Source organism: Streptomyces sp. Rer75, from assembly GCF_013414305.1.
In the GTDB taxonomy this organism is placed as follows: domain Bacteria; phylum Actinomycetota; class Actinomycetes; order Streptomycetales; family Streptomycetaceae; genus Streptomyces; species Streptomyces himastatinicus.
Map to the genome: position 1 here is coordinate 843,282 of NZ_CP058693.1, position 23,208 is coordinate 866,489.

A 23,208-nucleotide genomic window follows, 5' to 3' on the forward strand; every position below is an offset into this window, starting at 1 on the left:
CCGCCGGGCGCGCCGACCGGCAGGCGCTGGGGGGCGCTAGGCGCTCAATCGTTCCTGCCGGTCGGTCAGTTCCAGGTCCATGTGCTGGGCGAGGCCGATGGCGAGAGCCGCCACCGTCGGGTGCTGCCAGACGAAGTTCGCGGCGAGCTTGATGTTCAGGCCGGTTTCCAGGCGTACCCGCAGCTCCATGGCCAGCAGCGAGTCGAAGCCGAGGGACTTCAGCGGGGTCTGCGGGTCGAGGGTGGTGCTGCTCAGCCGCAGGACGACCCGGATGTGGTCGGTCAGGTACGCCTCCAGGGCGGCGCGGCGGGCGAGCCCGGCCGGGATGGCGGTCAGCCGGGCCCGGATGTCGTCGGTGTTCTCCTGGGCGTCGGCCGGGTGGTCCTCGCCGGGGAGGAGCAGTCCGAACAGGGACGAGTGGTGCCCTGCGGCCGGGATCCAGCTGGTGGGCTCCCCGGGGATGACACCGGTGTGCACCCGCCCGTACGCCAGCAGGGTGCCGAGCGCACGCAGCCCCTGGTCGGTGGGGATGGTCTGGTAGCCGCGGTCGGCGAAGCCGGTGGCGACGCCGGTCTCGCCCCACGGGCCCCAGTTGACGGCCAGGGTGCGCAGGTCCTGGGCGGAGCGCCAGGCGGCGAAGCCGTCCAGCCAGGCGTTCGCGGCGGCGTAGGCGCCCTGCCCGGGGTTGCCGAGCAGCGAGGCCATGGAGGAGAACACCGCGAACCAGTCGAGCCGCATCCCGGCGGTGGCCCGGTGCAGCCGCCACGCCCCGGTGACCTTCGGTGTCCACACCCGGTGCAGCTGGTCGTCATGGATGTTGGTGACCGCCGCGTCGTCGAGGACCATGGCGCAGTGGACGACGCCGTCGAGCCGTGCCCCGTCCGCGGTGGCGGCGGCCACCAGCCGGTCGGCGGTGCCGGGGCGGCCGATGTCGCCGAGGATGACGGTGACCCGGGTGCCGGTGGACGACAGTTCGGCGAGCGTCTGCGCGTCGGCGGCCAGGGGCGCGGTACGGCCGTTGAGCACGAGGTGGCCCGCGCCCTGGCCCGCCAGCCAGCGGGCGGTGGCCAGGCCGAGCCCGCGCAGGCCCCCGGTGATCAGATACGTGCCGCCCCGGCGCACCGGGAGGGGCCCGTCGGGCAGGACGGCGCTGATCTCGCCCTGCTGCGGGAGGGTCAGCACCAGCTTGCCGAGGTGGCGGGCGCCCGCCATCTGCCGGAACGCCTCGGTGACATCGGCCAGCGGATAGGTGGTGCAGCGCAGCGGCTTGAGGCGGCCTGCGGCGAACTCGTCGAGCACCTCGTGCAGCATGGCGGCGAACACCGCGGGGCGGGAGGTCTGGAGTTCCACGAGGTCGACCGTGCTGAAGGTGATGTTGTGGCGCAGGGGTGAGAGTCCGAGCGGGGCGTCGGAGAGGATGTCGCGGACGCCGAGTTCGATGAAGCGGCCGAAGGGGCGCAGCGACTCCAGTCCGGCCCGGATGGCCGCGCCGGACAGGGAGTTGAGGACGACGTCGACGCCCTCGCCGCCGGTGGCCTCCATGACCTGGTCGCGGAAGTCGAGCGAGCGGGAGTCCATGACGTGGGTGATGCCCATGGAGCGCAGATAGCGGCACTTGTCCTCGCTGCCGGCGGTGGCCAGCACCTCGGCGCCCAGCAGCCGGGCGACGGCGATGGCGGCCAGTCCGGTGCCGCCGGTGGCCGAGTGGATCAGCACCCGTTCGCCCGCCGTGACGCGGGCGATGTGGCGCAGCGCGTACCAGGCGGTGATGAAGGCCAGGGGCAGTCCGGCGGCGGTGGCCGGGTCGAGGCCGTCCGGGATGGGGCCGGTGCAGTCGGCGGGTACGACGGTGAAGGAGCCGAAGGCGCCGCCGCGGGCGTCGGCGGCGACGACCCGGTCGCCGACGCGGACGTGGTCGACGCCGGGGCCGACGGCTGTCACCTCGCCCGCGCATTCGAATCCGAGCCGGTAGCGGACGTCACTGTCGCCGGGGAGCAGGCCCATGGCGGTGAGGACGTCGCGGAAGTTCATGCCCGCGGCCAGGACGCGCAGTTCGGCCTCGCCGGGGCCGGGCGGGCGCCGCCCGGCGGTGGCGAGTTCCAGGGTGCCGAGGTCGCCGAGGCGGCCGGCCCGCAGCCGGAAGCCGTCGGTGCCGCAGCGCACGGTGCGGGCGGCGGCCGTGGTGCGTTCGGTGTCGGTCAGGGGTGCGTAGGCGAGCCGGGCGGTGTGGCGTGTTCCGTCGCGGAGGGCGATCTCGTCCTCGGCGGCGTCGGCGAGGAGTTCGGGGACGAGGTCGAGCGGTGCGGCCGGGTCCGTGTCGACCAGGGTGGCGCGCAGGTCGGGGTGTTCGTACGCGAGCACGCGTACCAGTCCGCGCAGTGCGCTCTGCGCCGGGTCGGGCACGTCCTCGGGTGTCACGGCCCGGGCGCCCCGGGTGACGGCGTACAGGCGCGGCGGGCCGGTGGGCCCGGCCGGGACCGCGGCGAGGGCCTGGGCGGTGGCGAGCAGCCGCCGGGTGCGGCGCAGGGCGTCGCCGCCGCTGTCGTCGCCGTTGTCGTCGGCCTGCGTGGCCTCGGGAGCGTCGGTACGTGGCGCAGTGCCGCACAGGAGGACGACACCCCGCGGCAGGGCGCCGGGGCCGGTGAGCCGGGCGGTGAGGTCCTCGCGGAGGGCGTCGAGCGGTGTGTCGTCCAGGGGCGGGTCCCAGAGCCGGGTGGTGGCTCCGGCGGCGCGCAGCGCACCGGCGGCGGTGTGCGCGGCGCCGTCGCCCTCGCCGACGATGAGCCAGTGGCCGGGCGGGCGTGCGTCGTCCGGGGCGGGCAGCTCGGCGCGTTTCCAGCCGACCTCCAGGAACCACTGGTCGACCTCGGTGGTCTGCTGGGCGGCGCGGCGGGCGATCCGCAGGCCGTCGATGGCGAGGATGGGGCGGCCGTCCCCGTCGAGCAGCCGGATATGGCCGACGAGGGCCCCGGCGGTGGACTCGGCCGTCAGCCGGGCGTGGCAGTAGACGGCGGTGGCGGGGTCGCCGAGGACGCGGGCGGTCTGGATCCCGACGGGCAGCACCAGCCCCTGGTCGCCGTCCTTCAGCAGCCCGGCGACCAGGAGCTGGGCGCACAGGTCGACCAGGACGGGGTGGATGCGCAGGGCGTGTCCGGGGGTGCGGGCGGCGTCGGGGATCCGTACCCGGGCCCAGAAGCTGTTGCCGTGGCGGGAGGTGTGCACCTCGCTGATGCCGTTGAACGCCGGGCCGTGTTCGATGCCCCGGGCCCGCAGGTTGGCGTACAGGGCGGCCGGGTCGAGGGGGGCGGGGTGGCGCAGGGCCAGGGTGCGCACGGAGGCGGGGCGGGGTCGGGCGGGTGCGGCGAGGCGGCGCAGTACGGCACCGGCCTGCCGGATCCAGGTGCCCTCGTCGTCGCGTCCGAAGATCTCGCAGGTGGCGCGGTCGGGGGCGGCCACGGTCACCGTGGTGCTGAGGTCGGTGTGCTCGGCGATGGTCAGGAGTTCGTGGAAGCGCAGATCGGTGACCTCGACCTCGGTGGGGTCGGCGTCGAAGACCTGGCAGGCGGTGGTGAGCGCGAGGGCGTAGTAGGCGGCGCCGGGCAGGACGGGGGTGCCGTGCACCCGGTGGTCGTCCAGCCAGGGCAGGGTGGCGGTGCCGGTGTTCGCGCGCCAGGAGTGGCGGAGGGATTCGCCGGGCACTTCGGTGTGGCTGCCGGGCAGTTCACCGGCGGACCGGGCGGGGGTGTCGGCGGTGGCTGCGGGGAGGGCGGGGGCGGCCCAGTGGGGGGTGCGGTCGAAGGTGATGGCGGGGACGTCGGCGAGGTCACCGTCCCCGTACAGGTGCGCCCAGTCCACGGGGACGCCCGCGCAGTGGAGGGCGGCGAGCTGGGTGCGGAAGGTGGTGGTCTCGTCCTCGCCGCGGCGCAGCGTGGGCAGGACCACCGGATCCCGGGTCAGATCGGCGAGGGTGCGGGCGACGGGGTGGGTGACCACGGGGTGCGGGGAGATCTCCACGTACACCAGGTGGCGGTCGGCCGCGGCGGCGGTGAGCGCGGCGGAGAAGCGCACCGGGCGGCGGAGGTTGGCGCACCAGTAGGAGGCGTCGAAGGCGGGGACGTCGTGCGGGTCGTCGAGGACGGTGGTGTAGAAGGGGACGTCCGGCTGCCGGGGGGTCAGATCGGCGAGAACGGTGCGCAGTTCGGGGAGCAGGGGGTCGACCTGCGGGGAATGCGAGGCCACGTCGACGGCGACCTGGGCGGCGGGCACGCCGCGGGCCTCCCAGCCGGCGACGAGGCGTTCCACGCGTGCGGTGTCCCCGGCCACGACGGTGGAGCCGGGCGCGGCCATGACGGCGACGGTGACGGCACCGGAATCGTCGGTGGCCGCGGTGTCGAGTTCGGCCTGCACCTCGTCGGCGGGCAGGCCCACGGTGGCCATGGCGCCGTTTCCGGCGACGCGGGTGAGCAGCGCGGAGCGGCGGCAGATGACCTTGACGCCGTCGGCCAGGGAGAGCGCCCCGGCCACCACGGCGGCCGCGACCTCGCCCATGGAGTGGCCGACGACCCCGGCGGGTTCGACGCCGTGGGCGCGCCAGGTGGCGGCGAGGGCGGTCTGGAGGGCGAACAGCACGGGCTGGACGCGGGCGCAGCCGGTCACCGGCTCGCCCGCGCGGATGATGTCGAGCACCGAGAACCCGGTCTCGGCGGCGATGAGTTCATCGGCCTCGGCGAGCGCGGCGGCGAAGGCGGGTTCGCGCTCCAGCAGTCCGCGTCCCATGCCGGGCCACTGCGAGCCCTGCCCGGAGAACACCCACACCGGCCGCCGGGACACCTCGGCGCCCACGGCGCCGGTCACCACCGCGGGGTGGGCCTGGCCGGTGGCGAACGCCCGGAGGGCCTGGGCGAGTTCGCCGTGGGTGGTGGCGGTGACGCCGAGCCGCCCGCGGCCCGCGGCCCGGCGCAGGGCGAGGGTGTGGGCGATGTCGCGCAGCGGTACGGCCGCGCCGTCGCCCTCCAGCCAGTCGGCCATGCGCCGCGCCGCGACCGGCAGCGCGGCGGGGGACCCGGCCGGGAGGAGGACGATGTGCGGGTCGGCGGCGGTGGTGTGGCGCGGCCGCCGCGCGCGGGGACGGGCCGGGGTGGCGGGCGGCTGTTCCAGCACCACATGGGCGTTGGTCCCGGAGAACCCGAAGGAGGAGACGGCCGCGAGGCGGGGGCCGGTGCGCACGGGCCAGGGGGTGAGTTCCCGGGGGACGAAGAAGCGGGTGGCCTCGGCGTCGATGGCCGGGTTCCAGCGGGTGAAGTGCAGATTGGGCGGGATGAGGCCCTGGTTCAGGCAGAGGATGGCCTTGATGAGACCGGTGACCCCGGCGGCGGGTTCGAGGTGGCCGAGGTTGGTTTTGACGGACGCCAGGGCGCAGCGGTCACGACCGGTGCCGTACACCTCGGCGAGGCTGGTGAACTCGACGGGGTCGCCGACCGGGGTGCCGGTGCCGTGGGTTTCGACCATGCCCACGTCGCGGGCGTCGATTCCGGCGCGGGCGAGCGCCTCCTCGTACAGGAGGCGCTGGGCGGTGGGCGAGGGTGCGGCGAGCCCGTCGGAGTGGCCGTCCTGGTTGACGGCGGAGCCGCGCAGGACGGCGAGGACGCGGTCCCGGTCGCGGATGGCGTCGGTGAGGCGTTTGAGGACGACGATGCCGCAGCCCTCGCCGCGCACGAAGCCGTCGGCGGCGGCGTCGAAGGCGTGGCAGTGGCCGGTGTGGGAGAGCATGCCCATCCGGTCGAAGGAGCGGGTGACTCTGGGTTCGAACATCAGGGTGACGCCACCGGCGAGGGCCAGATCGCATTCGCCCGCGCGCAGCGCCTGGGCCGCGAGGTGCACGGCGACCAGGGAGGAGGAGCAGGCGGTGTCCAGGGCCAGGCAGGGCCCCTGGAGGCCGAGGAGGTAGGAGATCCGCCCGGCGGCGACGCAGTGCGCGTTGGACAGGGCCGAGCCCTGCTGTTCCTGGGTGTGCCGGTCGAGGCGGTCCGCGTAGTCGTTGTAGCTGAGGCCGGTGAAGACGCCGGTGGCGGTGCCCGCGAGGCGGTCGGGCGGTGTTCCGGCGTGTTCCAGGGCCTCCCAGGCCACTTCGAGCAGCAGCCGGTGCTGCGGGTCGAGGACGTCGGCCTCGCGGCCGGAGACGCCGAAGAAGTCGGCGTCGAAGCCGGACACTTCGCGCAGATAGCCCCCGAGGGCGGGCAGGCCGGAGCCGCCCGCCGGGCCGCTGGGGGACGGCGGCCCCCACAGGGCGGTGCGCTCGGCGGGCGGCGCGGCGACCGCGTCCCGTCCCTCGGCGAGCAGGTGCCACAGCGCGGCGGGCGAGTCGATGTCACCGGGGAGGCGGCAGCCCATGCCGACCACGGCTATGCGGGTGGGCGGGTGGGCGGAGGCAGGGGTGTTGTGACGCATCGGGGTCTCCGTGGGGTGTTCGGCCTGTGGGGTGGAGGCCGGCAAGGGGCGGGGTCGCGGGCTGAGGGGGTGTCCGCCCGGCAACGCAGCGAGAGGGGTGCCTCCCAGCGGTGGCTGGGGGATCGTGTGAGGCGTCGCGGGCCGGCGGGGCTCTGCGGGTACCCCCCTACGTGGCGTCCGGGCTGCCCAGCAGGATCGCGTGCTTCACGCCGCCGATCTGGTAGTTGAAGCTCAGCGCGTAGTCGAAGTCGAGGGGACGGGTGCGGGTGCCGGGGACCGGGTCGAAGGGCAGGCCGTCGGCGGGTTCCTCGCAGTTGGCGGTGGGGCACACCTCGCCCTGTTCCATCATCATCAGGGTCAGGGCGGCGCCGACGCAGCCGATGGGCGATCCGTGGTGGCCGAAGCACGCCTCCTGGGTGGTCACCAGGACGGAGCTGTCCGGTCCGTACAGCTCTCGGATGGCGTTGACCTCCAGGGCGGTGACGGCGGCGCCGCCGTCGCAGGCGCCGTTGACGTACGGGATCTGCTCGATCCGCCACCGGTCGCCGAGGCAGGCGCGGACGGCCCGGACGAGTTGTGCGCCGCCCGCGTCGGTGGCGAGGGGGTTGTCGAGGCCGTCGCGGGTCATGGCGGTGGCGAGCACCTGGCCGTAGAGGTGTGCGCCGCGGCGCAGGGCGTGTTCCCGGCTCTCCAGGATCACGGTGGCGGATCCCTCGCCGTGGTTGATGCATTCGGCGCGCCGGTCGTAGGGGCGCATGAGGGAGTCGAACGAGGCGAGGAGGTCCGGCATGGCGGCGGCGTCCATCGCCTCGTGGGCGCGCTGGGCGCCCACTTGGAGCTGCTGGCCGTGCTGGATCAGGGCGATGTCGAAGACGTCGACTCCGGTCACGGCGGCCATCTCGACCTCGCCGGTGGCGATCATCCGGCGGGCGTTGCCGATCTGCACGGCGGCGGACGAGCAGCCGCAGGTCACCGTGAAGCAGGGGCCGGTGGAGCGGGCCGCCGCGGCCTGGACGACCGCGACGTCGGAGGGGGTCGCGCCGAGTGCGGCGGCGACGAACATCTCCACGCCGTCCAGCGCGGCGGCCTCGTCGGACTGGGTGTTCAGCAGCGAGAGGTACACGCCGACGTTGGAGTCCACTCCGCCGCGGCCGACGAGCAGGGCCGCCTCGCTCAGATCCCCGGCCTGGAGGTCCAGTTCGGCGTCGGCGCAGGCCTCCACCAGGGACACCAGGCCGAAGCGGTGGGCGTCGGTGTAGTGGCGGGAGAAGAACTCGGGTATTTCGGGGAGCCGTTCGCCGAAATGTTCTGGGGTGAGGTTCACCGCACCGTAGGCGATGTCGCGTCGGACGAGGGCGGAGCGGCCGTGGGAGGCGATATCCCACACCTGACCCGCCGTGAATACGGGCCCGGCGTCGCCCGGCAGGCAGAAACCCAGACCGGTGACCACGACGTCCCGCGGTCTTTTCACGGCGCTCTCCTGAAGCTGATAATAGTTGTCATGACGACCACCTGATCATCGTTCGGAAACGATTTATGGAATAGACGACATTACGCCGCGGTAAGGACCGCCGGAAGGTTGTGCCGTATCACCGAGGCGGATACGGAAGGTACGGCGCCCGGATTCGTACGCCCGGCGCCCGGGGCACACCACCGCTCCGCTATCGGACCCCGTGTTCCCGCGCACGCCCCCTCTTGCAGAAACTTCCTGAAAACCAGGGAAACCCAGGGAAAACACGGCGGTTTGCGGGCATCTCATCGGTACGTCATTTCGACTGTTCATCACCGGCCGCCGAAAGGACCCCACATGGCGAACCAGTCCGCACCGTTCGACGACCTGGACCGCAAGATCGTCGCGGCTCTGGTGGCGAATGCCAGGGCGAGCTTCACGGAGATCGGCGCCGCGATCGGGCTGTCGGCGTCCGCGGTCAAGCGGCGGGTCGACCGGATGCGGGAGAACGACGTGATCACCGGCTTCACCACGACCGTGCGCCCGGCCGCCCTGGGCTGGCGGACCGAGGCGTACGTCGAGGTGTACTGCGACAGCGCGGCCCCGCCGCGGCGGCTGGCGGAGGTGGTGCGCAGCTACCCGGAGATCACCGCGGCCATGACGGTGACCGGGGGCGCCGACGCCCTGCTGCACGTCATGGCCAGGGATGTGGAGCACTTCGAGGAGGTGCTGGAGCGCATCCGGACCGAACCCTTCATCCGGAAGACGATCAGCTACATGGTGCTGTCGCATCTGATCGCGGGCAGCGCCGAGGCCGGTGCCAGCCCCGCCGCCCCACCCGGGGCACTGGACGCAATGAACGATCGCTGAACCGGCGAGAGACGCAACATCACTGCGCCATCACGCAATTTTCCTTTCTTGTGTCCCCTCTCGTCCGCTTTCTACCGTTGAATCATTCCCCGGCCCGCGGAAGCGAGAGGACTGCTCCGTGCCCCAGACCCGTGTGCCGCGCCCCCGGCGCTATCTGACCTGTCCCCCCAGATTCTTCGACGTCCGGTACGCCATCAATCCGTGGATGCGCGAGGACACCGTGGTCGACACCGCGCTCGCCCAGGCCCAGTGGGAGACGCTGATCCGCATCTATAGCGACCACGGCCACCGGGTGGAGACCGCGGAGCCGGTGCCGGGCCTGCCGGACATGGTGTTCGCGGCGAATTCGGCCCTGGTCCTGGAGGGCCGGGTCTTCGGCTCCCGCTTCCACGCGCCCCAGCGCCGGCCGGAACAGCTCGCCTACACGTCCTGGTTCAAGGCGGCCGGATTCGAGGTGCACCCGCCGGAGGCGGTGTGCGAGGGCGAGGGCGACCTCGTCCCCGCCGGCCGGTTCGTCCTGGCCGGTACGGGGTTCCGTACGACGCGCGCCGCCCACCAGGAGGTGCAGGAGTTCTTCGGGGTGCCCGTGATCAGCCTGCTCCTGGTGGACCCGTACTTCTACCACCTGGACACCGCCCTGTTCACGCTCGACGACGAGAACATCGCCTACTACCCGGGGGCGTTCTCCCCCGGCAGCCGTGAGGTCCTGGAGCGCCTCTTCCCGGAGGCGCTGATCGCCACCCGGGACGATGCCATGGCCTTCGGGCTCAACTCCGTCTCCGACGGCTGCCACGTGTTCGTCGCCCCGCGCGCGACCGGCCTCATCGGCCAGCTCACCGACCGCGGTTACGTCCCCGTCCCCGTCGACCTGTCGGAGCTGCACAAGGCCGGCGGGGGCATCAAGTGCTGCACTCAGGAGATCCGCTGATGACCGCACCCGCACGCACCGCCCGGGCCACCGGCGCCCGCCCCGCGCGCTCCTCGGAGGAGCTGATCCGCGCCGAGGACTCCTCGCTCGCCCACAACTACCATCCGCTGCCCGTGGTCGTGTCCCGCGCCGAGGGCGTCTGGGTGTGGGACGTCGAGGGCCGCCGCTACCTCGACATGCTGGCCGGCTACTCGGCCCTCAACTTCGGCCACCGCCACCCGGCGCTCGTCGAGGCCGCCCACCGCCAGCTCGATCAGCTCACCCTCACCTCGCGCGCCTTCCACAACGACCGGCTCGCCGGATTCGCCGAGGGCCTCGCGCGGCTCACCGGCCTGGAGATGGTGCTGCCGATGAACACCGGCGCCGAGGCGGTGGAGAGCGGCATCAAGCTGGCCCGCAAATGGGCGTACGAGGTCAAGGGCGTCGCCCCGGATCAGGCGACGATCGTGGTGGCCGACGGCAACTTCCACGGCCGTACGACGACGATCGTGGGGTTCTCCAGCGACCCCGTGGCCCGCGAGGGGTTCGGCCCGTTCGCCCCGGGCTTCCGCGTCGTGCCGTACAACGACCTCGCCGCGCTGGAGGCGGCGGTCGACGAGACCACGGCCGCCGTGCTGATCGAGCCCATCCAGGGCGAGGCGGGCGTGCTGATTCCGGACGACGGCTATCTGCGCGGGGTCCGCGACCTCACCCGGCGGGCCGGGGCGCTGTTCATCGCGGATGAGATCCAGTCCGGCCTGGGCCGCACCGGCACCACCCTCGCGGTCGACCACGAGTCGGTCCGGCCGGATGTGCTGCTGCTCGGCAAGGCGCTGGGCGGCGGCATCGTGCCGGTCTCCGCCGTGGTCGCCGACCGCGCGGTGATGGGCGTGCTGCGCCCCGGTGAGCACGGCTCCACCTTCGGCGGCAACCCGCTGGCCGCGGCCGTCGGCTCGGCCGTGGTCGACCTGCTGAGCACCGGGGAATTCCAGCGCCGCGCAGCCGAGTTGGGCGAGGTGCTGGACGCCGGGCTGAGCGCGCTGCACGGCAGGGGCGTGGCGGGGCACCGCTGCCGCGGCCTGTGGGCGGGGGTCGACGTGGACCCTGCGCTGGGGACCGGGCGCGAGATCGGCGAACGGCTCATGCGCGAGGGCATCCTGGTCAAGGACACCCACGGTTCGACGATCCGGCTGGCCCCGCCGCTGACCATCACCCGCGAGGAACTGGAGGCGTCGCTGGCGTCGCTGGAGAAGGTACTCGGCTGACCGAAGCGGGCCCCGCACAGCCCGAAACAGACCCGACGGCGACTTTGAGCGCCGGGCCGCATTACGTTCCATACGGCCCGGCGCTTCGTCATGTTCAACGTGCCTCCGAGATTCTTTTTCGGGGCCCTCCCAAGCCCTCTGAACCGTAGATAACGCGCAGGTCACGGCCCTCTTATCGAGTTTTTATGTACGTTGTTGAGCATTCGACTGTTGCGGATCTCCCGATGTGGAACACTTCCTGTCAACTCGCCGGGAAGACCTGGTGGAGAGTATGAAGTCCTTGCAGGTCAGCATGGGTTGAGAAGGCGAGCGTGCAGGGTGCGGGAAGGAGTTGCGGCTGGAGTGGACACGGAGCCGGTCACGGTGACGGCCGCATACCGGGTGGACCCCGGCCGCGAAACCGAGTTCTATGCCTGGGCGATTGAGATGCTCAATGCCGCGGCAAGCCTTCCGGGATACCTCGGGGGCGGCGTCATGGGCTCCGGTCAGGCGTCCTCGGAGTGGCACGTCATCTACCGATTCGACAGGGAAGTATCCGCACAGGGATGGGAATCCTCGCTCGAGCGCGCCCGGTTGGCGACTCGGGCCGGACCCTTCGTACAAGAAAAGGGAACGCAGCGCACCTCAGGGCTACAGAACTGGTTGAAGGGTCCGGTGCGGCCGCTGCCGCCGCCCCCCAAATGGAAACTCTGGCTGGTGAACCTGGGCGCCGTGTTCCCTCCGGTCCTCATGTTCAACGTGCTGGTGATCCCGTTCCTCGAGGGCACCAATTTCCTGCTGCGGACCCTGGCTCTGTGTCTTGGCGTGACCGCGATGGTGACCTGGCTCGTCATGCCGCGCCTACAGCGGGTCCTCAAGAAGTGGCTCTACCCGCCGCTTCAGTCGATCCGAGGACGTCACAGGCGCATGGCGGTGGACGGCCCGAAGCAAGGAGGCAAATCCGGATGGAATCGCTGAGGACGCTCCTCGTCGATAATTACGACTCGTACACGTACAACCTCTTCCATCTGCTCACCGAGGTCAACGGTGAGGAACCGGAGGTGCTTCTCAACGACGCGCCCGAATGCGCGGACATCGACCTCTCCGAGTTCGACAACATCGTGGTCTCCCCCGGCCCCGGACATCCGGCCGACGCCCGTGACTTCGCCGGCGCCGCCCGGCTCATCGAGCGGGCCACGATCCCGGTGCTGGGCGTGTGCCTGGGCCACCAGGGCATCGCGCTCGGCGCCCAGGCGCGGGTGGTGCCCGCCCCCGAGCCGCGGCACGGCCACCTCTCCCGGATCAAGCACGGCGGGAAGGGCATCTTCCGCGGCATCCCCCAGGACTTCACCGCCGTCCGCTACCACTCGCTGTGCGTGGCCGAGCCGCTGCCGCTGGGGCTCCAGGGCATCGCCTGGTCCGAGGACGGCGTGCTGATGGGACTGCGGCACCGGGCCCGCCCGCTGTGGGGTGTGCAGTTCCACCCGGAGTCGGTGCTCACCGGATACGGCCACCGGATGTTCAGCAACTTCCGCGACCTGACGATCGAGCACGCCAACGGCGAGTCCGTGACGTCCACCGCCACCCCCGGCGAGCCCCGCAAGCCCCGCGCCCCGCGTCCGAAGAAGCCGGTGGCGGCGAGCGCCCCGGCCGCGGGCGGCGCGGAGGCCCGCTCCTACCGGCTGCACGCCCGCTGGCTGGCCGACGCGACCGACACCGAGGCGGCCTTCACCCGGCTGTACGCGGACGCGCCGCGCGCCTTCTGGCTGGACAGTTCGCGGTCCCAGTCCGGCGAGGCACGCTTCTCCTTCCTCGGCGACGGACAGGGGCCGCTGGCCGAGTTCGTGGCGTACGACACCGCCACCAAGGTGTGCGAGATCGAGCGGCCCGGGCAGCCCGCCACCCGTTACGAGGGCAGCGTCTTCGACTACCTCAAGGGGGAGCTGGCCGCCAGGAAGGTCCACGCCCCGGACCTGCCCTTCGACTTCACCGGCGGCTACGTGGGCTACTTCGGCTACGAGATGAAGGCCGACTGCGGCGCCCCCGGCCGCCACGAGGCCGCGACCCCGGACGCCTGCTGGCTGTTCGCCGACCGCTTCGTCGCGGTCGACCACCAGGAGGGCGTCACCTACATCTGCTGCCTCAGCGAGGACACCCCCGACGGCCACCGCGACGCCAAGGAGTGGCTGGACGCGACCGTGACCGTGCTCAGCGGGATACCCGCGCGGACCGAGCCGCTGCCCCCGCCGCCCCCGCTCACCACCACCGCCGCCGTCGAACCGTGGCTGGTCCGGGACCGGGAGAAGTACCTCGCCTCGATCGAGGCGAGCCTGCGCGAGCTGCGGGCCGGGGTGAGCTACGAGATCTGCCTCACCAACTCCGCGTGGCTGCCCGCCCCGAGCGACTCGTACACCTTCTACCGGACGCTGCGCCGCTGCAACCCGGCCCCGTACGCCGCCTATCTGCGGTTCGGCGACACCGACGTGGCGTGTGCCTCCCCCGAGCGCTTCCTGCGCGTCACCCCCGACGGCATCGCCGAGGCCAAGCCGATCAAGGGCACGGCACCCCGCTCCGGGGACCCCGACAAGGACGCCCGGGCGCTGGCCGCCCTCGCCACCAGCGCCAAGCCCCGGGCCGAGAACCTGATGATCGTGGACCTGCTCCGCAACGACCTGGGGCGGGTGTGCAAGCCGGGCAGTGTGTACGTCCCGCGGCTGATGAACACCGAGTCGTACGCCACCGTGCACCAGCTGGTGTCCACCGTGCGCGGCCGGCTGCGCCAGGACACCAGCACCGTGGACTGCGTACGGGCCTGCTTCCCCGGCGGCTCGATGACCGGCGCCCCCAAGCTGCGCACCATGGAGATCATCGACGCGCTGGAGACCGAGGCCCGCGGCGTGTACTCGGGCGCCCTCGGCTTCCTCAGCTGCAACGGCGCGGCCGACCTCAGCATCGTGATCCGCACGGCGGTGTTCACGGGTGGCCGGATGCACATCGGAGCGGGCGGCGCCATCGTCCTCGACTCCGATCCGGCCGAGGAGTACGACGAGATGCTGCTGAAGACCGCGGCGACGATGCGCGCCTACGACGCGTCGGAACAGCGGCCCGCCGGCGAGCTGGACGACCTGCTGGTGGCAGCGGCCCCGTCGCTGCCGGACACCCCCGCGAAGGAGCTGGAACGGTGACCGCTCTCTCGGATCTCTCCGGTCTCTCGGAGTCTGCCCTCGTCGACCCGGTCCTCGCCCGCTCCGGGCTCGCGTTATCCGGCCCGTCGGTCTTCGTCCCGTCGGTGTCCGCCAACGTGGCCACGCATCTGGCGGCGCTCGCCGACCGGTGCGACTGGTCGGCCCGGCCCGCCTTCCTGGAGGCGCACCGGGTCTGGACCCACGGCGAGGTCCACGACCGTGCCGCGCGCGCCGCCACCGTGCTGGCGGGGCGCGGGGTGGGTGCCGGGGACCGGGTGCTGATGGCGCTGCCCGACGGCCTCATGTGGGTGGCCACGTTCCTGGCCGTGGCCCGGCTGGGGGCGACGGCGGTGCTGGTCAACCCCGGGCTCACCGCCGACGACCACCGCTTCATGGCCGAGGACTCGCGGGCCGCGCTGTGTGTCTCGGGGCCCGACCTCGAGGGCCACTTCGACACCGCGCGCTGGCTCGGCGCTGACCAGCTGTCGGCGCTGACGAACCCGGACGGCATCGACGCCGCGGCCGCGGCGCGGGAGGCCGAGCCGGTGACGGCCGACGCCCCGCTGTACGTCCAGTACACCTCGGGGACCACCGGCCGCCCGAAGGCGGTGACCCACACCCATGGCCATGTGGCGGCGTACTACGACCTGGTGGGCCGGGACGTGCTGGACATCGGCCCGGACGACGTGACGTTCTCGGTGTCCAAGCTGTTCTACGCCTACGGGTTCGGGAACGCCTTCGTCTTCCCGCTGTTCTCCGGGTCGTCCGCGGTACTGAGCGCGCAGCGTCCCGGCCCCGGGCTCACCGACGACCTGGTGGCCCGGCACCGGGTGACCCTGCTGTACTCGGTGCCGTCCGCGTACGCCGCCCTGGTGGACGAGCGCGGCACCGGCCACACCCCCTGCTTCGCCTCGGTGCGCGCGGCGGTCAGCGCGGGCGAGAGCCTGCCGCGCGGCCTTGGCGAACGGGTCGCCGAGATGCTGGGCGCCCCGGTGCTGGAGCAGATCGGCTCCACCGAGGCGGGCCACGCGTTCTGCGCGAACACCGTCTGGGAGAACGCCCCCGGCACCCTGGGCCGCCCGGTGCCGCGCTTCGAACTGGAGCTGCGGGACAGCGGCGGCACCGTGGTGGAGGCCGCCCCCGACGAGGCGGCCGAGGGCGAGTTGTGGGTGCGCGGGCCGACGGTGGCCTCCGTCCGCCCGGCGGACGACGGCTGGCTCGCCACCCGGGACCGGGCCCGGCGCAACCCGGACGGCACGTACCAGCACCTGGGCCGGGTCGACGATCTGGAGATGGTCGGCGGGATCACCGTGTCCCCGCTGGAGGTCGAGGAGGTGCTGCGGCACCACCCGGCCGTACGGGAGGTGGCGGTGGCCGCCGTCCCCGACAGCCGCGGCGCGACCCGGCTGCACGCCTTCGTGGTGCCGACCGCGCCGGCGGCCGGGGGCCGGACGGTCGACGAGCGGGCCCTGTCGGACGACCTGATCGCGCTGGCCCGGAAGCGGCTCGCCGCGTTCAAGGCGCCGCGCACGGTGCGGGTCGTGTCGTCCCTGCCCCGGACGCAGACCGGCAAGCTGCGGCGCCACGTCGTACGGACGGGCGCCTGGTGACCGGCCCGCGCCCCGCCCGCCGTGCCGCCTCCGCGCGCACCCTCGTGAACGATTCCGAACGGTAGGTACTGCATATGTTGGAGCGGCTACTCCCCGAGCGCGGGTTCTACCTCGGGCTGATGTTCCAGGAGGCCGCGGCCCGCCACGGCAGGGTCCGGGTGACGCTCGACCGGCCGCTGGACGTGGCGCCGGACGCCGGTACGGACCTCGGGTACACCGATCTGGCGGATCTGGTCGACGACGTGGCCGCCCGGCTGTGGTCGGCGGGGGTGCGGCCGAGCGAGCACGTGGCGATCCACAAGCGCGACAACGTCGACATCGTGCTGCTGGCCTGCGCCGTCTCCCGGATCGGCGCGGTGCCCGCGCTGCTGTCGCCCTCGCTGGACGGCGGGGTGGCCGCGGTGCTGCTGGACCGGCTGCACGCGCCCTGGCTGATCACCGACCGGGCCACGCTGGAATCCACCCTGAGCGGTCTGGACACCGGGCTCGCCCGTGGGGTGCTCACGGTGGACGAGGCGCCCGGGCACGCACACGCGATCCCGTTCGCCAAGTACGCCGGGGTGCCGCGCCGCGCGCCCATCCGGCTCCACCCCCGCGAACCCTCGCTCATCACGCACAGCTCCGGCACCACCGGCATCCCCAAGCTGGCGGTGCACTGCGCGCACACCATGTGGAACCGGCTCGTGCCGCAGCAGGCGCTGGGGCGGGCCACCCGCGGCGAGTCCGCCGCGCTGCACATGTCGTTCGTGCACTCGCGCTTCTACCATCTGCTGGGCGTGCTGCTGCACTTCGGCAGCCCGCTGCTGCTGCTCCTCGACCCCGACCCGGCCCATGCGGGCCCCCTGCTCGCCAAGTACCGGCCCGGCATCGTGGAGACCCACCCCAACACCTTCGTGCTGTGGGAGGACCTGGCCGACGCGCCCGGAATGCCGCTGGCCAACGTACGGGCGTACGGCTCCACCTTCGACGCCATCCATCCGCGCACCGTGCAGCGGCTGCTCGGCGCGTCCCGGCGCCGCGACCCGCGGCTGGTGCAGCTGTACGGGCAGAGCGAGACCGGGCCGATCGCCTTCGGCTGGTACACCCGGCGCGGCGCGGACCGGGTGCAGGGACGGCGGGTGGGCACCGGCATCCCCGGGTTCACCCGGATCCGGGTGGTGGACGAGCGCGGCCGGACGTGTCCGCCGGGCAAACCGGGTGCCATCGAGGCCCGTACCCGCGGCCGGATCCTCACCTATCTCGGCGCCGCCGACCAGTACGCCCAGCAGGTGGACCGCGGCTGGTGGCGGATGGGCGACATGGGGTACCGCGACCGCTGGGGCGCGCTGTACCTGCTCGACCGCGAGGTCGACCAGCACGCCACGGTCGACTCCAACCTGGAGGTCGAGGACGAGCTGCTGTCCCGGGTCGCCGAACTCCGCGAGGTGATCATCGTCCACGGGCCCAGCCTGGAGCCGGTGCCGGTGGTGTGCACCCGCGGGGACGAACCCCTGGACGCCGACCGCTGGCGGCTGGCCACCTCGGACCTGCCTCCGCTGGCCGAGCCGGTGCAGTGCCGCTTCGAGGACCTGCCCCGCACGAGCACCTGGAAGATCAAGCGGCTGGAGATCAGCCGGCTGCTGGCCGAGGGCGAACTGCCCACGCTGTCCACCGCCCGGGCCCATGGCTGACCCGGCGGCGGTCGCAGAACCGGTCCTCGTGGTGGGCGCCGGGCCGGTCGGGATGACGGCGGCGCTCGCGCTGCGCGCCCGCGGACTGCCGGTCACCGTGCTGGAGTCGGGGGCGAAGGACCGGGTGCGGCCCGGGAGCCGCGCGCTGTTCGTGCACCGGCAGTCGCTGCGGCTGCTGGAGCGGGCCCGCCCCGGGCTCGGGCAGCGCGTCGCGGCGTACGGCACGACCTGGCGGACCCGGCGCACCCTCTACCGCGGGCGCCAGGTGTTCGCGCAGACCTATCCGGAGTCCCCGGGCAAGGATGCGCTGCCCGCCTTCGCGAGCCTGCGCCAGGTGGACACCGAGCGGTTCCTGTACGAGGCGTGCCTGGAGGCGGGCGTGGACTTCCGCTTCGACGCCGAGGTGACCGGGGTCGAGGCCACCGGCACCGGGGTGACGGTGACCGCGGCGGACGGCGACGGCTGGACGGCCGGTCATGTGATCGCCGCCGACGGGGCCCGCTCCGGGGTGCGCAAGGCGCTGGGCATCCCGCTGGAGGGCACCCGTTCCGAGGGCTATCACGTGGTCGTGGACGTGGCGGATCCGGCGGGCGGGGAGATGCCGGTCGAGCGGGTCTTCCACTACGAGCACCCCGGCACCGGCGGCCGCACCGTGCTGCGGGTGCCGTTCACCGGCGGCTTCCAGATCGATCTCCAGTGCCGGGCGGACGACCCGCCGGGCACGTACGACACCGAGCGGGCGGTGCGCCGCTGGCTGCCCCGGCTGGTGGGCGAGGACTGCGCGCACCAAGTGCTGTGGGTGTCCCGGTACCACTTCCTGCGGAAGGTGGCCGCGTCGTTCACCGATCCGACCGGCCGGGTGCTGCTGGCGGGCGAGGCGGCCCATCTCTTCCCGCCCTTCGGGGCGCGCGGGATGAACAGCGGGATCGCGGACGCGGTCGCGGCGGCCGACGCCATATCGGTGGCATGCTCCGACCCGTCGAGGGCACCCGTGGCCATCGGCGAGTTCGCTTCCGCCCGCCGCCGTGCCGCGCTGTTCAACAGCGTGGCCGCGGGGGCGGCCCTGGACCATATGCGGCCGCGCCGCTGGGGGCGGATGACCCAGCGCGCGGCGGCCACGCTGGCCCCGGTGGTCCCCCGGTGCGGTGCGTGGCTGGAGCACGCCCCGTACGGCCCCCGCAACGGCCCGATGGCCGATGCGGCGCGGAAGTACTGACGGTGGAGGGGAACGAAGGCGTGAACACGGACATGATCACGGCACAGGACACCGGTCAGGAGCGGCGCTCGGACCAGCAGCAGTGGACGCTGATGTGGCGCGAGGACGGCGGGCTGATGCCCTCCCGCCCGGTGCCCGACAGCGCGCTGCTGGCCGCCGACTCCTGGCTGGTCGACGAGGGCCGGGTACGGGCGCTGGACCACCACCACCGGCGGTTCGCCGCCGCGTGCGCCGAGGCGACGGGCGACTCCCCGGCCCGGATCGAGCGCTTCTGGCGGGACGTGGCGGCGGCGCTGCCGCGCACCGGCCGCTGGTTCCCGCGGGTCGAGCTGGCCGGTCCGGAACCGGCCCGGCTCTATCTGCGGATACGGCCCGCACCGCCCCGGACGGCCAATGTGGCCGTCTGTCTGACCGAGGAGTTCGATCCGCGCATCCATCCGCGCCGCAAGGGACCGGATCTGTCCCTGCTGGCGCATCTGCGCCACCGGGCCGCCCAGCGCGGCGCGCAGGAGCTGATGCTCACCACTCCCTCGGGTCTGGTGCTGGAGGGGACGACGGCGAACGTCCTGTGGTGGGAGGACGACGTCCTGTGCCTGCCGCCGCCGGACCTGCCGCTGCTGGCGGGCGTCACCTCGGCCCTGATCCAGGAGCGCGCGGCGGAGCTGGGGGTCCGTACCGAACACCGCCGGTGTCCCGTCCAGGAGCTGGACGGGCGCGAGGTGTGGCTGGTCAACGCGTTGCACGGGATCCGTCCCGTGACCGCATGGCTCGGCCGTCCGCTGCGCGCGGGACCGGCCCTGCGCGCCGCTTCCTGGCAGAGCTGGCTCGACAGCTGTGCCGATGTCCTCATGCCGACGAACGGAGTTCACCGATGACCGCGACCGCACCCGGCCCGCAGGCCACCACCGCCCGGCTGGAGCTGAAGAAGCTGGCCCCGAAGGTGTCCGCCGCGATGGGCGCCCTGCACGCGGCGGCCGTCGAGGCGGCGCAGGAGGCGAAGGTCGAGCCCGAGCTGCTCGAACTGGTCAGAATCCGCGCCTCCCAGCTCAACGGCTGCGCGTTCTGCCTGGACATGCACACCAAGGACGCCCGGGCCCGGGGCGAGACCGAGCAGCGCATCTACGCCCTGAACGCCTGGCGGGAGACCCCGTTCTTCAGCGAGCGCGAGCGGGCCGCGCTCGCCCTGACCGAGGCGGTGACCGACGTCCAGGACGGCCACGTGCCGGACGAGGTCCACCGGGCCGCGTGCGAGGTGTTCGACGAACCGCAGGTGGCGGCGTTGATCTGGGCCGCGGTCGTCATCAACGCGTACAACCGCACGGCGATCAGCGCCCGGATGGTGCCCGGCGCGTATCAGCCCGCCCCTCGCACCTGACCCACTGCCCGTCGCGTGGCGCCCCGTGCGGCACCCCCGGCGCCCGGCGGCGCCACGCGACGACGTCAGCACTTGCTGGAGGCCTTACGACCATGAACACCCACGGACCGCGGGGCGCTTTCGGACCCCATCCGCCCCTGCTGGGCCGTCCGGCCCGGGGGCGCAACCCGCTGCGCAGGCGGACGGACCGGGTCCAGTCCTGGTTCAGCCTGCTCTTCCTGCTGGTCCTCGTGCTCGGCCTGCCGATGGCCGCGGTCAGCGCGGGGAACGCCGCGCACGCGTCGCAGATGCGTGTCGTGCACGACCAGGAAGCGGCGCGGCACCAGATCACCGCGCGGCTCGCCGAGTCCCCTCCCGGCGGGCCGGGCCAGTCGGAGGCCACCGAGCTGAGGATGGCGAAGGTCAGCTGGACCGGTGACGACGGCGCCCGGCACGCCGGTGTGGCCACGGTGCCCGGCGATGCGGACGCGGGTACGGAGGTACGGGTCTGGGTGGGCCCGGACGGGGATCTCGCCCAGCCGCCCACCTCCCCCTCGACCGCGCGCACGATGGGCTGGTTCACCGGCATGCTGACCGCGGCGGCGGTGGCCGGGGCGGCGTTCGCGGGGCGGGCCCGGGTCCGGCAGGTGCTGGACCGCCGCCGGGACGCGCAATGGGAGGCAGAGTGGAAGGTGGTGGAACCCGCGTGGTCCGGCAGGAACCGTCGCTGACCGCTCTCCGGCCGCCGACCACTCCCCGGCCGCTCCGCCGCGGGTCCGGCAAGCGAGGTGATCGGAGCAGACGATGCCGCACACAGTGGAGTGGAAGGTCCATCTCTATCTCTTCGAGGACGACGAGGGCCGGACGAAGGCGCGCGTCGAGCTGGACACCGGTGCCGCGGCGCTCACCGGCCGCGGAACGGCACAGCGCAACCCGGAGGACCGGGACATCCCCGTGATCGGCGACGAGCTGGCCGCGGGCCGGGCCCTCAGCGATCTCGGGCACCAGCTCTTGCGGGCCGCCGAGCACGACATCGAGAGCGAGGAGCCACCGGCGCCGCGCAAGCCCCGGCCCGGATACGGCTGGGTGGTCTGACCTCGGGGCCCGACCGGTCAGTCACCGGGTGGCCGGGAGGCTGCCGCGCCGACGTCCTCGGCCGCCTTGGCGAGCAGATCGAGCATGGCCAGCTCCGCGCGCGGGGCGTCCCGGTCGCGCACCGCGTCCAGCACCCGGCGGTGGCTGGGCACGGGGTCGTCGGCGTCCCCGTGGGCGTGCACCAGCCGGTCGCGCTCGCGCAGCCCGGGTTCGAGGATCAGATCGAACCGGGCGAGGAGGTCGTTGCCGGTGGCGGCGAGCAGCGCCCGGTGGAAGGCGGCGTCGGCGTCCGCCTCGGCGGCCAGGTCGCCCCTGGCCCCTTCCATCGCGGCGAGCGCCGCGTCCAGCGCGGTCAGGTCGGCGTCGGTGCGGCGCAGCGCGGCGCGGTGGGCCGCGGCGGGCTCCACGACGGAGCGCACATCGGTGAGGTCGCGCATCAGCCGCTCGCCGTCGCCGCCCGCCATGCGCCAGCGGATCACATCGGCGTCCAGCAGGTTCCAGGCGGAGCGGGGGCGGACGTAGGTGCCGCGCTTCTGCCGGGCGTCGACGAGCCCCTTTCCGGCCAGCACCTTCAGGGATTCCCGCATCACGGTGAGGCTGACGTCCAGTTCGTCGCCGAGCGCCCGTACGTCCAGGACGTCGCCCTCGGCCCAGTGGCCGCCGACGATGCGGGCGCCCAGCCGCTGGACCACCTGGCCGTGCACACCGCGGCCGGAATAGGACGCCATGGGGTTCTCCTCGGGGGGGAAGTCACGTTGTCACGGGCACAGTTCCGGGCACTCCGGCCCTGAGCATTATTTATGAATACATCTTGACACCCCTCAGGCCCGCCCGGACGATGAACCGACCTCACCGACGAGCACGCCGACCGCGGGGAGCCCCCTGTGACGCAGTCGCCGCACGCCCATCTCCCGGCCACCCTCACCATCTCCCTGTGGGACTTCAGCTGGTACACCCGTACCGGCCCGGGCGAGCCCTTCGCCGATCTGGACCGCGCCTTCGAGGACGCCGTCGCCCGCGGCTACAACACGGTGCGCATCTGCGCGATGCCCTACCTGCTCTTCGGCTCGGGGCTCGACACCAGCCGGCTGCGGCTGCGCCCGCTGGGCGGCGACTACGGGCAGCGGATGCGCTGGTACGACGTGGGCGGGGTCACCGAGATCGACGGGCGCGCCCATCTGCGGGCGCTGTTCGAGGCGGCCCTGCGGCACGACTGCTACGTCATCCTCTCCAGCTGGGAGTACCAGCAGAGCCCGTCGTTCGCCGAGGACCGCGCCTGGTACGACGCCCTGATGGCGGTCGATCCCGAGCGGCGCGCCGAGGTGCTCGCGGACGCGCTGGCCGATCTGATCGACTTCCTCGTCGTCCACGGGCTGGACGACCGGATCGCCTTCACCGAGCTGCACAACGAGGTGCAGGGGACCCGGCTCACCGACGGTCTGCGGGGCGAGGACAGGGTCGTCGCGCTGCGCCCGCGGCTGGAGCGCGGTCTCGCCCGGTTCAGGGAGCGCCACCCGAACCGGCCGGTCACCGTCAACTACGCGATGGTGCCGGTCGGTTCGCTGCGCGGGGTGCCCCGCGAGGTCGACGTCGCCGTGTTCCATCCGTACGTCTACGGCGTGCTCGGCGAGCTGATCGACACCTTCGCGATCCGCGACCGCGCCCGGCCCTTCCCCCAGCCGCGGGCCCGCCGGGAGCTGCTGCGCCCCGGCGCGCCCGATCTGGCGGACTGGGTGCCGCCGGAGCGCGACCGGTGGCGGCTGGCGGCCACCACGGTCGGGCCGCGGGAGATCTACGTCCACGACTGGTGCGATCCGGCCAAGTGGGACGCCTGGCTGTACGAGCGGTACGCCACCCACCGGCTGGCGATGGAGCAGAAGCTGGTCACCTGGATCGAGGCCGCCGCGGACTGGGCGGCGGACACGGGGGTGCCCCTGGTCTTCGGCGAGGGCTGGATCGGCTACACACCGCTGCACGGCACGTTCGAGGAGGGCCCGGTGGGGGCCGCGTTCTGCCGCCGAGCCGTGACCGAGGCGGCGCGGGTCGGGGCGTGGGGCGCGGTGGTGTGCTCCAACGCCGCGCCGCAGCACCCGATGTGGCAGGACATCGCGCTCCAGCGGGAGTGCAACGCCGTCCTGCGCGGCTGAGCGCGGCGCGCTC

The 23,208-nt window shown here is 73.3% G+C and carries 16 protein-coding genes; 13 read left to right on the forward strand and 3 right to left on the reverse strand.

Features of this window, described 5'->3' with window-relative positions; genetic code table 11:
• Nucleotides 1-36: 36 nt before the first annotated feature.
• A complete protein-coding gene (locus tag HYQ63_RS02905; protein ID WP_179932357.1) occupies nucleotides 37-6,447 on the reverse strand; it encodes a type I polyketide synthase in 6,411 nt (2,136 codons plus the stop codon).
• A gap of 166 nt (nucleotides 6,448-6,613) precedes the next feature.
• Complete coding sequence (locus HYQ63_RS02910; protein WP_179932358.1) at nucleotides 6,614-7,918, reverse strand: beta-ketoacyl synthase N-terminal-like domain-containing protein; 1,305 nt, start codon at nucleotides 7,916-7,918, stop codon at nucleotides 6,614-6,616.
• A 336-nt stretch (nucleotides 7,919-8,254) separates the two neighbouring features.
• Between HYQ63_RS02910 and HYQ63_RS02915 the strand changes: the two genes are divergently transcribed.
• The 12 genes from HYQ63_RS02915 to HYQ63_RS02970 all read left to right on the forward strand — a co-directional run bounded on the left by HYQ63_RS02915 (nucleotide 8,255) and on the right by HYQ63_RS02970 (nucleotide 21,048).
• Nucleotides 8,255-8,767, forward strand: coding sequence for an Lrp/AsnC family transcriptional regulator (locus tag HYQ63_RS02915; RefSeq protein WP_123101553.1), 513 nt, complete (start codon nucleotides 8,255-8,257; stop codon nucleotides 8,765-8,767).
• 118 nt (nucleotides 8,768-8,885) lie between these two features.
• Nucleotides 8,886-9,695: a dimethylargininase gene (ddaH, locus tag HYQ63_RS02920; RefSeq protein WP_179932359.1), complete on the forward strand. Its 810-nt coding sequence runs from the start codon at nucleotides 8,886-8,888 to the stop codon at nucleotides 9,693-9,695.
• On the forward strand, nucleotides 9,695-10,939 hold the full coding sequence (rocD, locus tag HYQ63_RS02925; RefSeq protein WP_179932360.1) for an ornithine--oxo-acid transaminase: 1,245 nt from the start codon (nucleotides 9,695-9,697) through the stop codon (nucleotides 10,937-10,939). Before ddaH ends, rocD begins: the two co-directional genes overlap by 1 nt.
• 342 nt (nucleotides 10,940-11,281) lie before the next feature.
• Entirely contained in the window at nucleotides 11,282-11,896 is a 615-nt protein-coding gene (locus tag HYQ63_RS02930; protein WP_009712429.1) for a membrane protein, read from the forward strand.
• Nucleotides 11,884-14,103, forward strand: a complete 2,220-nt coding sequence (gene pabB, locus HYQ63_RS02935; RefSeq protein ID WP_179932361.1) for an aminodeoxychorismate synthase component I — start codon at nucleotides 11,884-11,886, stop codon at nucleotides 14,101-14,103. The genes HYQ63_RS02930 and pabB overlap by 13 nt, the downstream gene beginning before the upstream one ends.
• A 104-nt stretch (nucleotides 14,104-14,207) precedes the next feature.
• A complete protein-coding gene (locus HYQ63_RS02940) occupies nucleotides 14,208-15,713 on the forward strand; it encodes an AMP-binding protein (RefSeq protein WP_179939682.1) in 1,506 nt (501 codons plus the stop codon).
• A gap of 74 nt (nucleotides 15,714-15,787) precedes the next feature.
• Nucleotides 15,788-17,383, forward strand: coding sequence for a class I adenylate-forming enzyme family protein (locus HYQ63_RS02945; protein WP_179932362.1), 1,596 nt, complete (start codon nucleotides 15,788-15,790; stop codon nucleotides 17,381-17,383).
• Entirely contained in the window at nucleotides 17,376-18,599 is a 1,224-nt protein-coding gene (locus tag HYQ63_RS02950; RefSeq protein WP_179932363.1) for an FAD-dependent oxidoreductase, read from the forward strand. The genes HYQ63_RS02945 and HYQ63_RS02950 overlap by 8 nt, the downstream gene beginning before the upstream one ends.
• A gap of 32 nt (nucleotides 18,600-18,631) precedes the next feature.
• A complete protein-coding gene (locus HYQ63_RS02955) occupies nucleotides 18,632-19,474 on the forward strand; it encodes an aminotransferase class IV (RefSeq protein WP_179939684.1) in 843 nt (280 codons plus the stop codon).
• Entirely contained in the window at nucleotides 19,471-19,974 is a 504-nt protein-coding gene (locus HYQ63_RS02960; protein ID WP_179932364.1) for a carboxymuconolactone decarboxylase family protein, read from the forward strand. Before HYQ63_RS02955 ends, HYQ63_RS02960 begins: the two co-directional genes overlap by 4 nt.
• A gap of 92 nt (nucleotides 19,975-20,066) precedes the next feature.
• A complete protein-coding gene (locus HYQ63_RS02965; RefSeq protein WP_257231565.1) occupies nucleotides 20,067-20,684 on the forward strand; it encodes a hypothetical protein in 618 nt (205 codons plus the stop codon).
• Nucleotides 20,685-20,757: 73 nt separating this feature from the next.
• Nucleotides 20,758-21,048 (forward strand): DUF1876 domain-containing protein, encoded by a 291-nt coding sequence (locus tag HYQ63_RS02970; RefSeq protein ID WP_179932365.1) that lies wholly within the window; start codon nucleotides 20,758-20,760, stop codon nucleotides 21,046-21,048.
• Nucleotides 21,049-21,065: 17 nt separating this feature from the next.
• Here the strand turns inward: HYQ63_RS02970 and HYQ63_RS02975 are convergent, their stop codons facing one another.
• Complete coding sequence (locus HYQ63_RS02975; protein ID WP_179932366.1) at nucleotides 21,066-21,776, reverse strand: FadR/GntR family transcriptional regulator; 711 nt, start codon at nucleotides 21,774-21,776, stop codon at nucleotides 21,066-21,068.
• A 156-nt stretch (nucleotides 21,777-21,932) separates the two neighbouring features.
• Between HYQ63_RS02975 and HYQ63_RS02980 the strand changes: the two genes are divergently transcribed.
• Nucleotides 21,933-23,195, forward strand: a complete 1,263-nt coding sequence (locus HYQ63_RS02980; RefSeq protein ID WP_179932367.1) for a cellulase-like family protein — start codon at nucleotides 21,933-21,935, stop codon at nucleotides 23,193-23,195.
• Nucleotides 23,196-23,208: the final 13 nt, after the last annotated feature.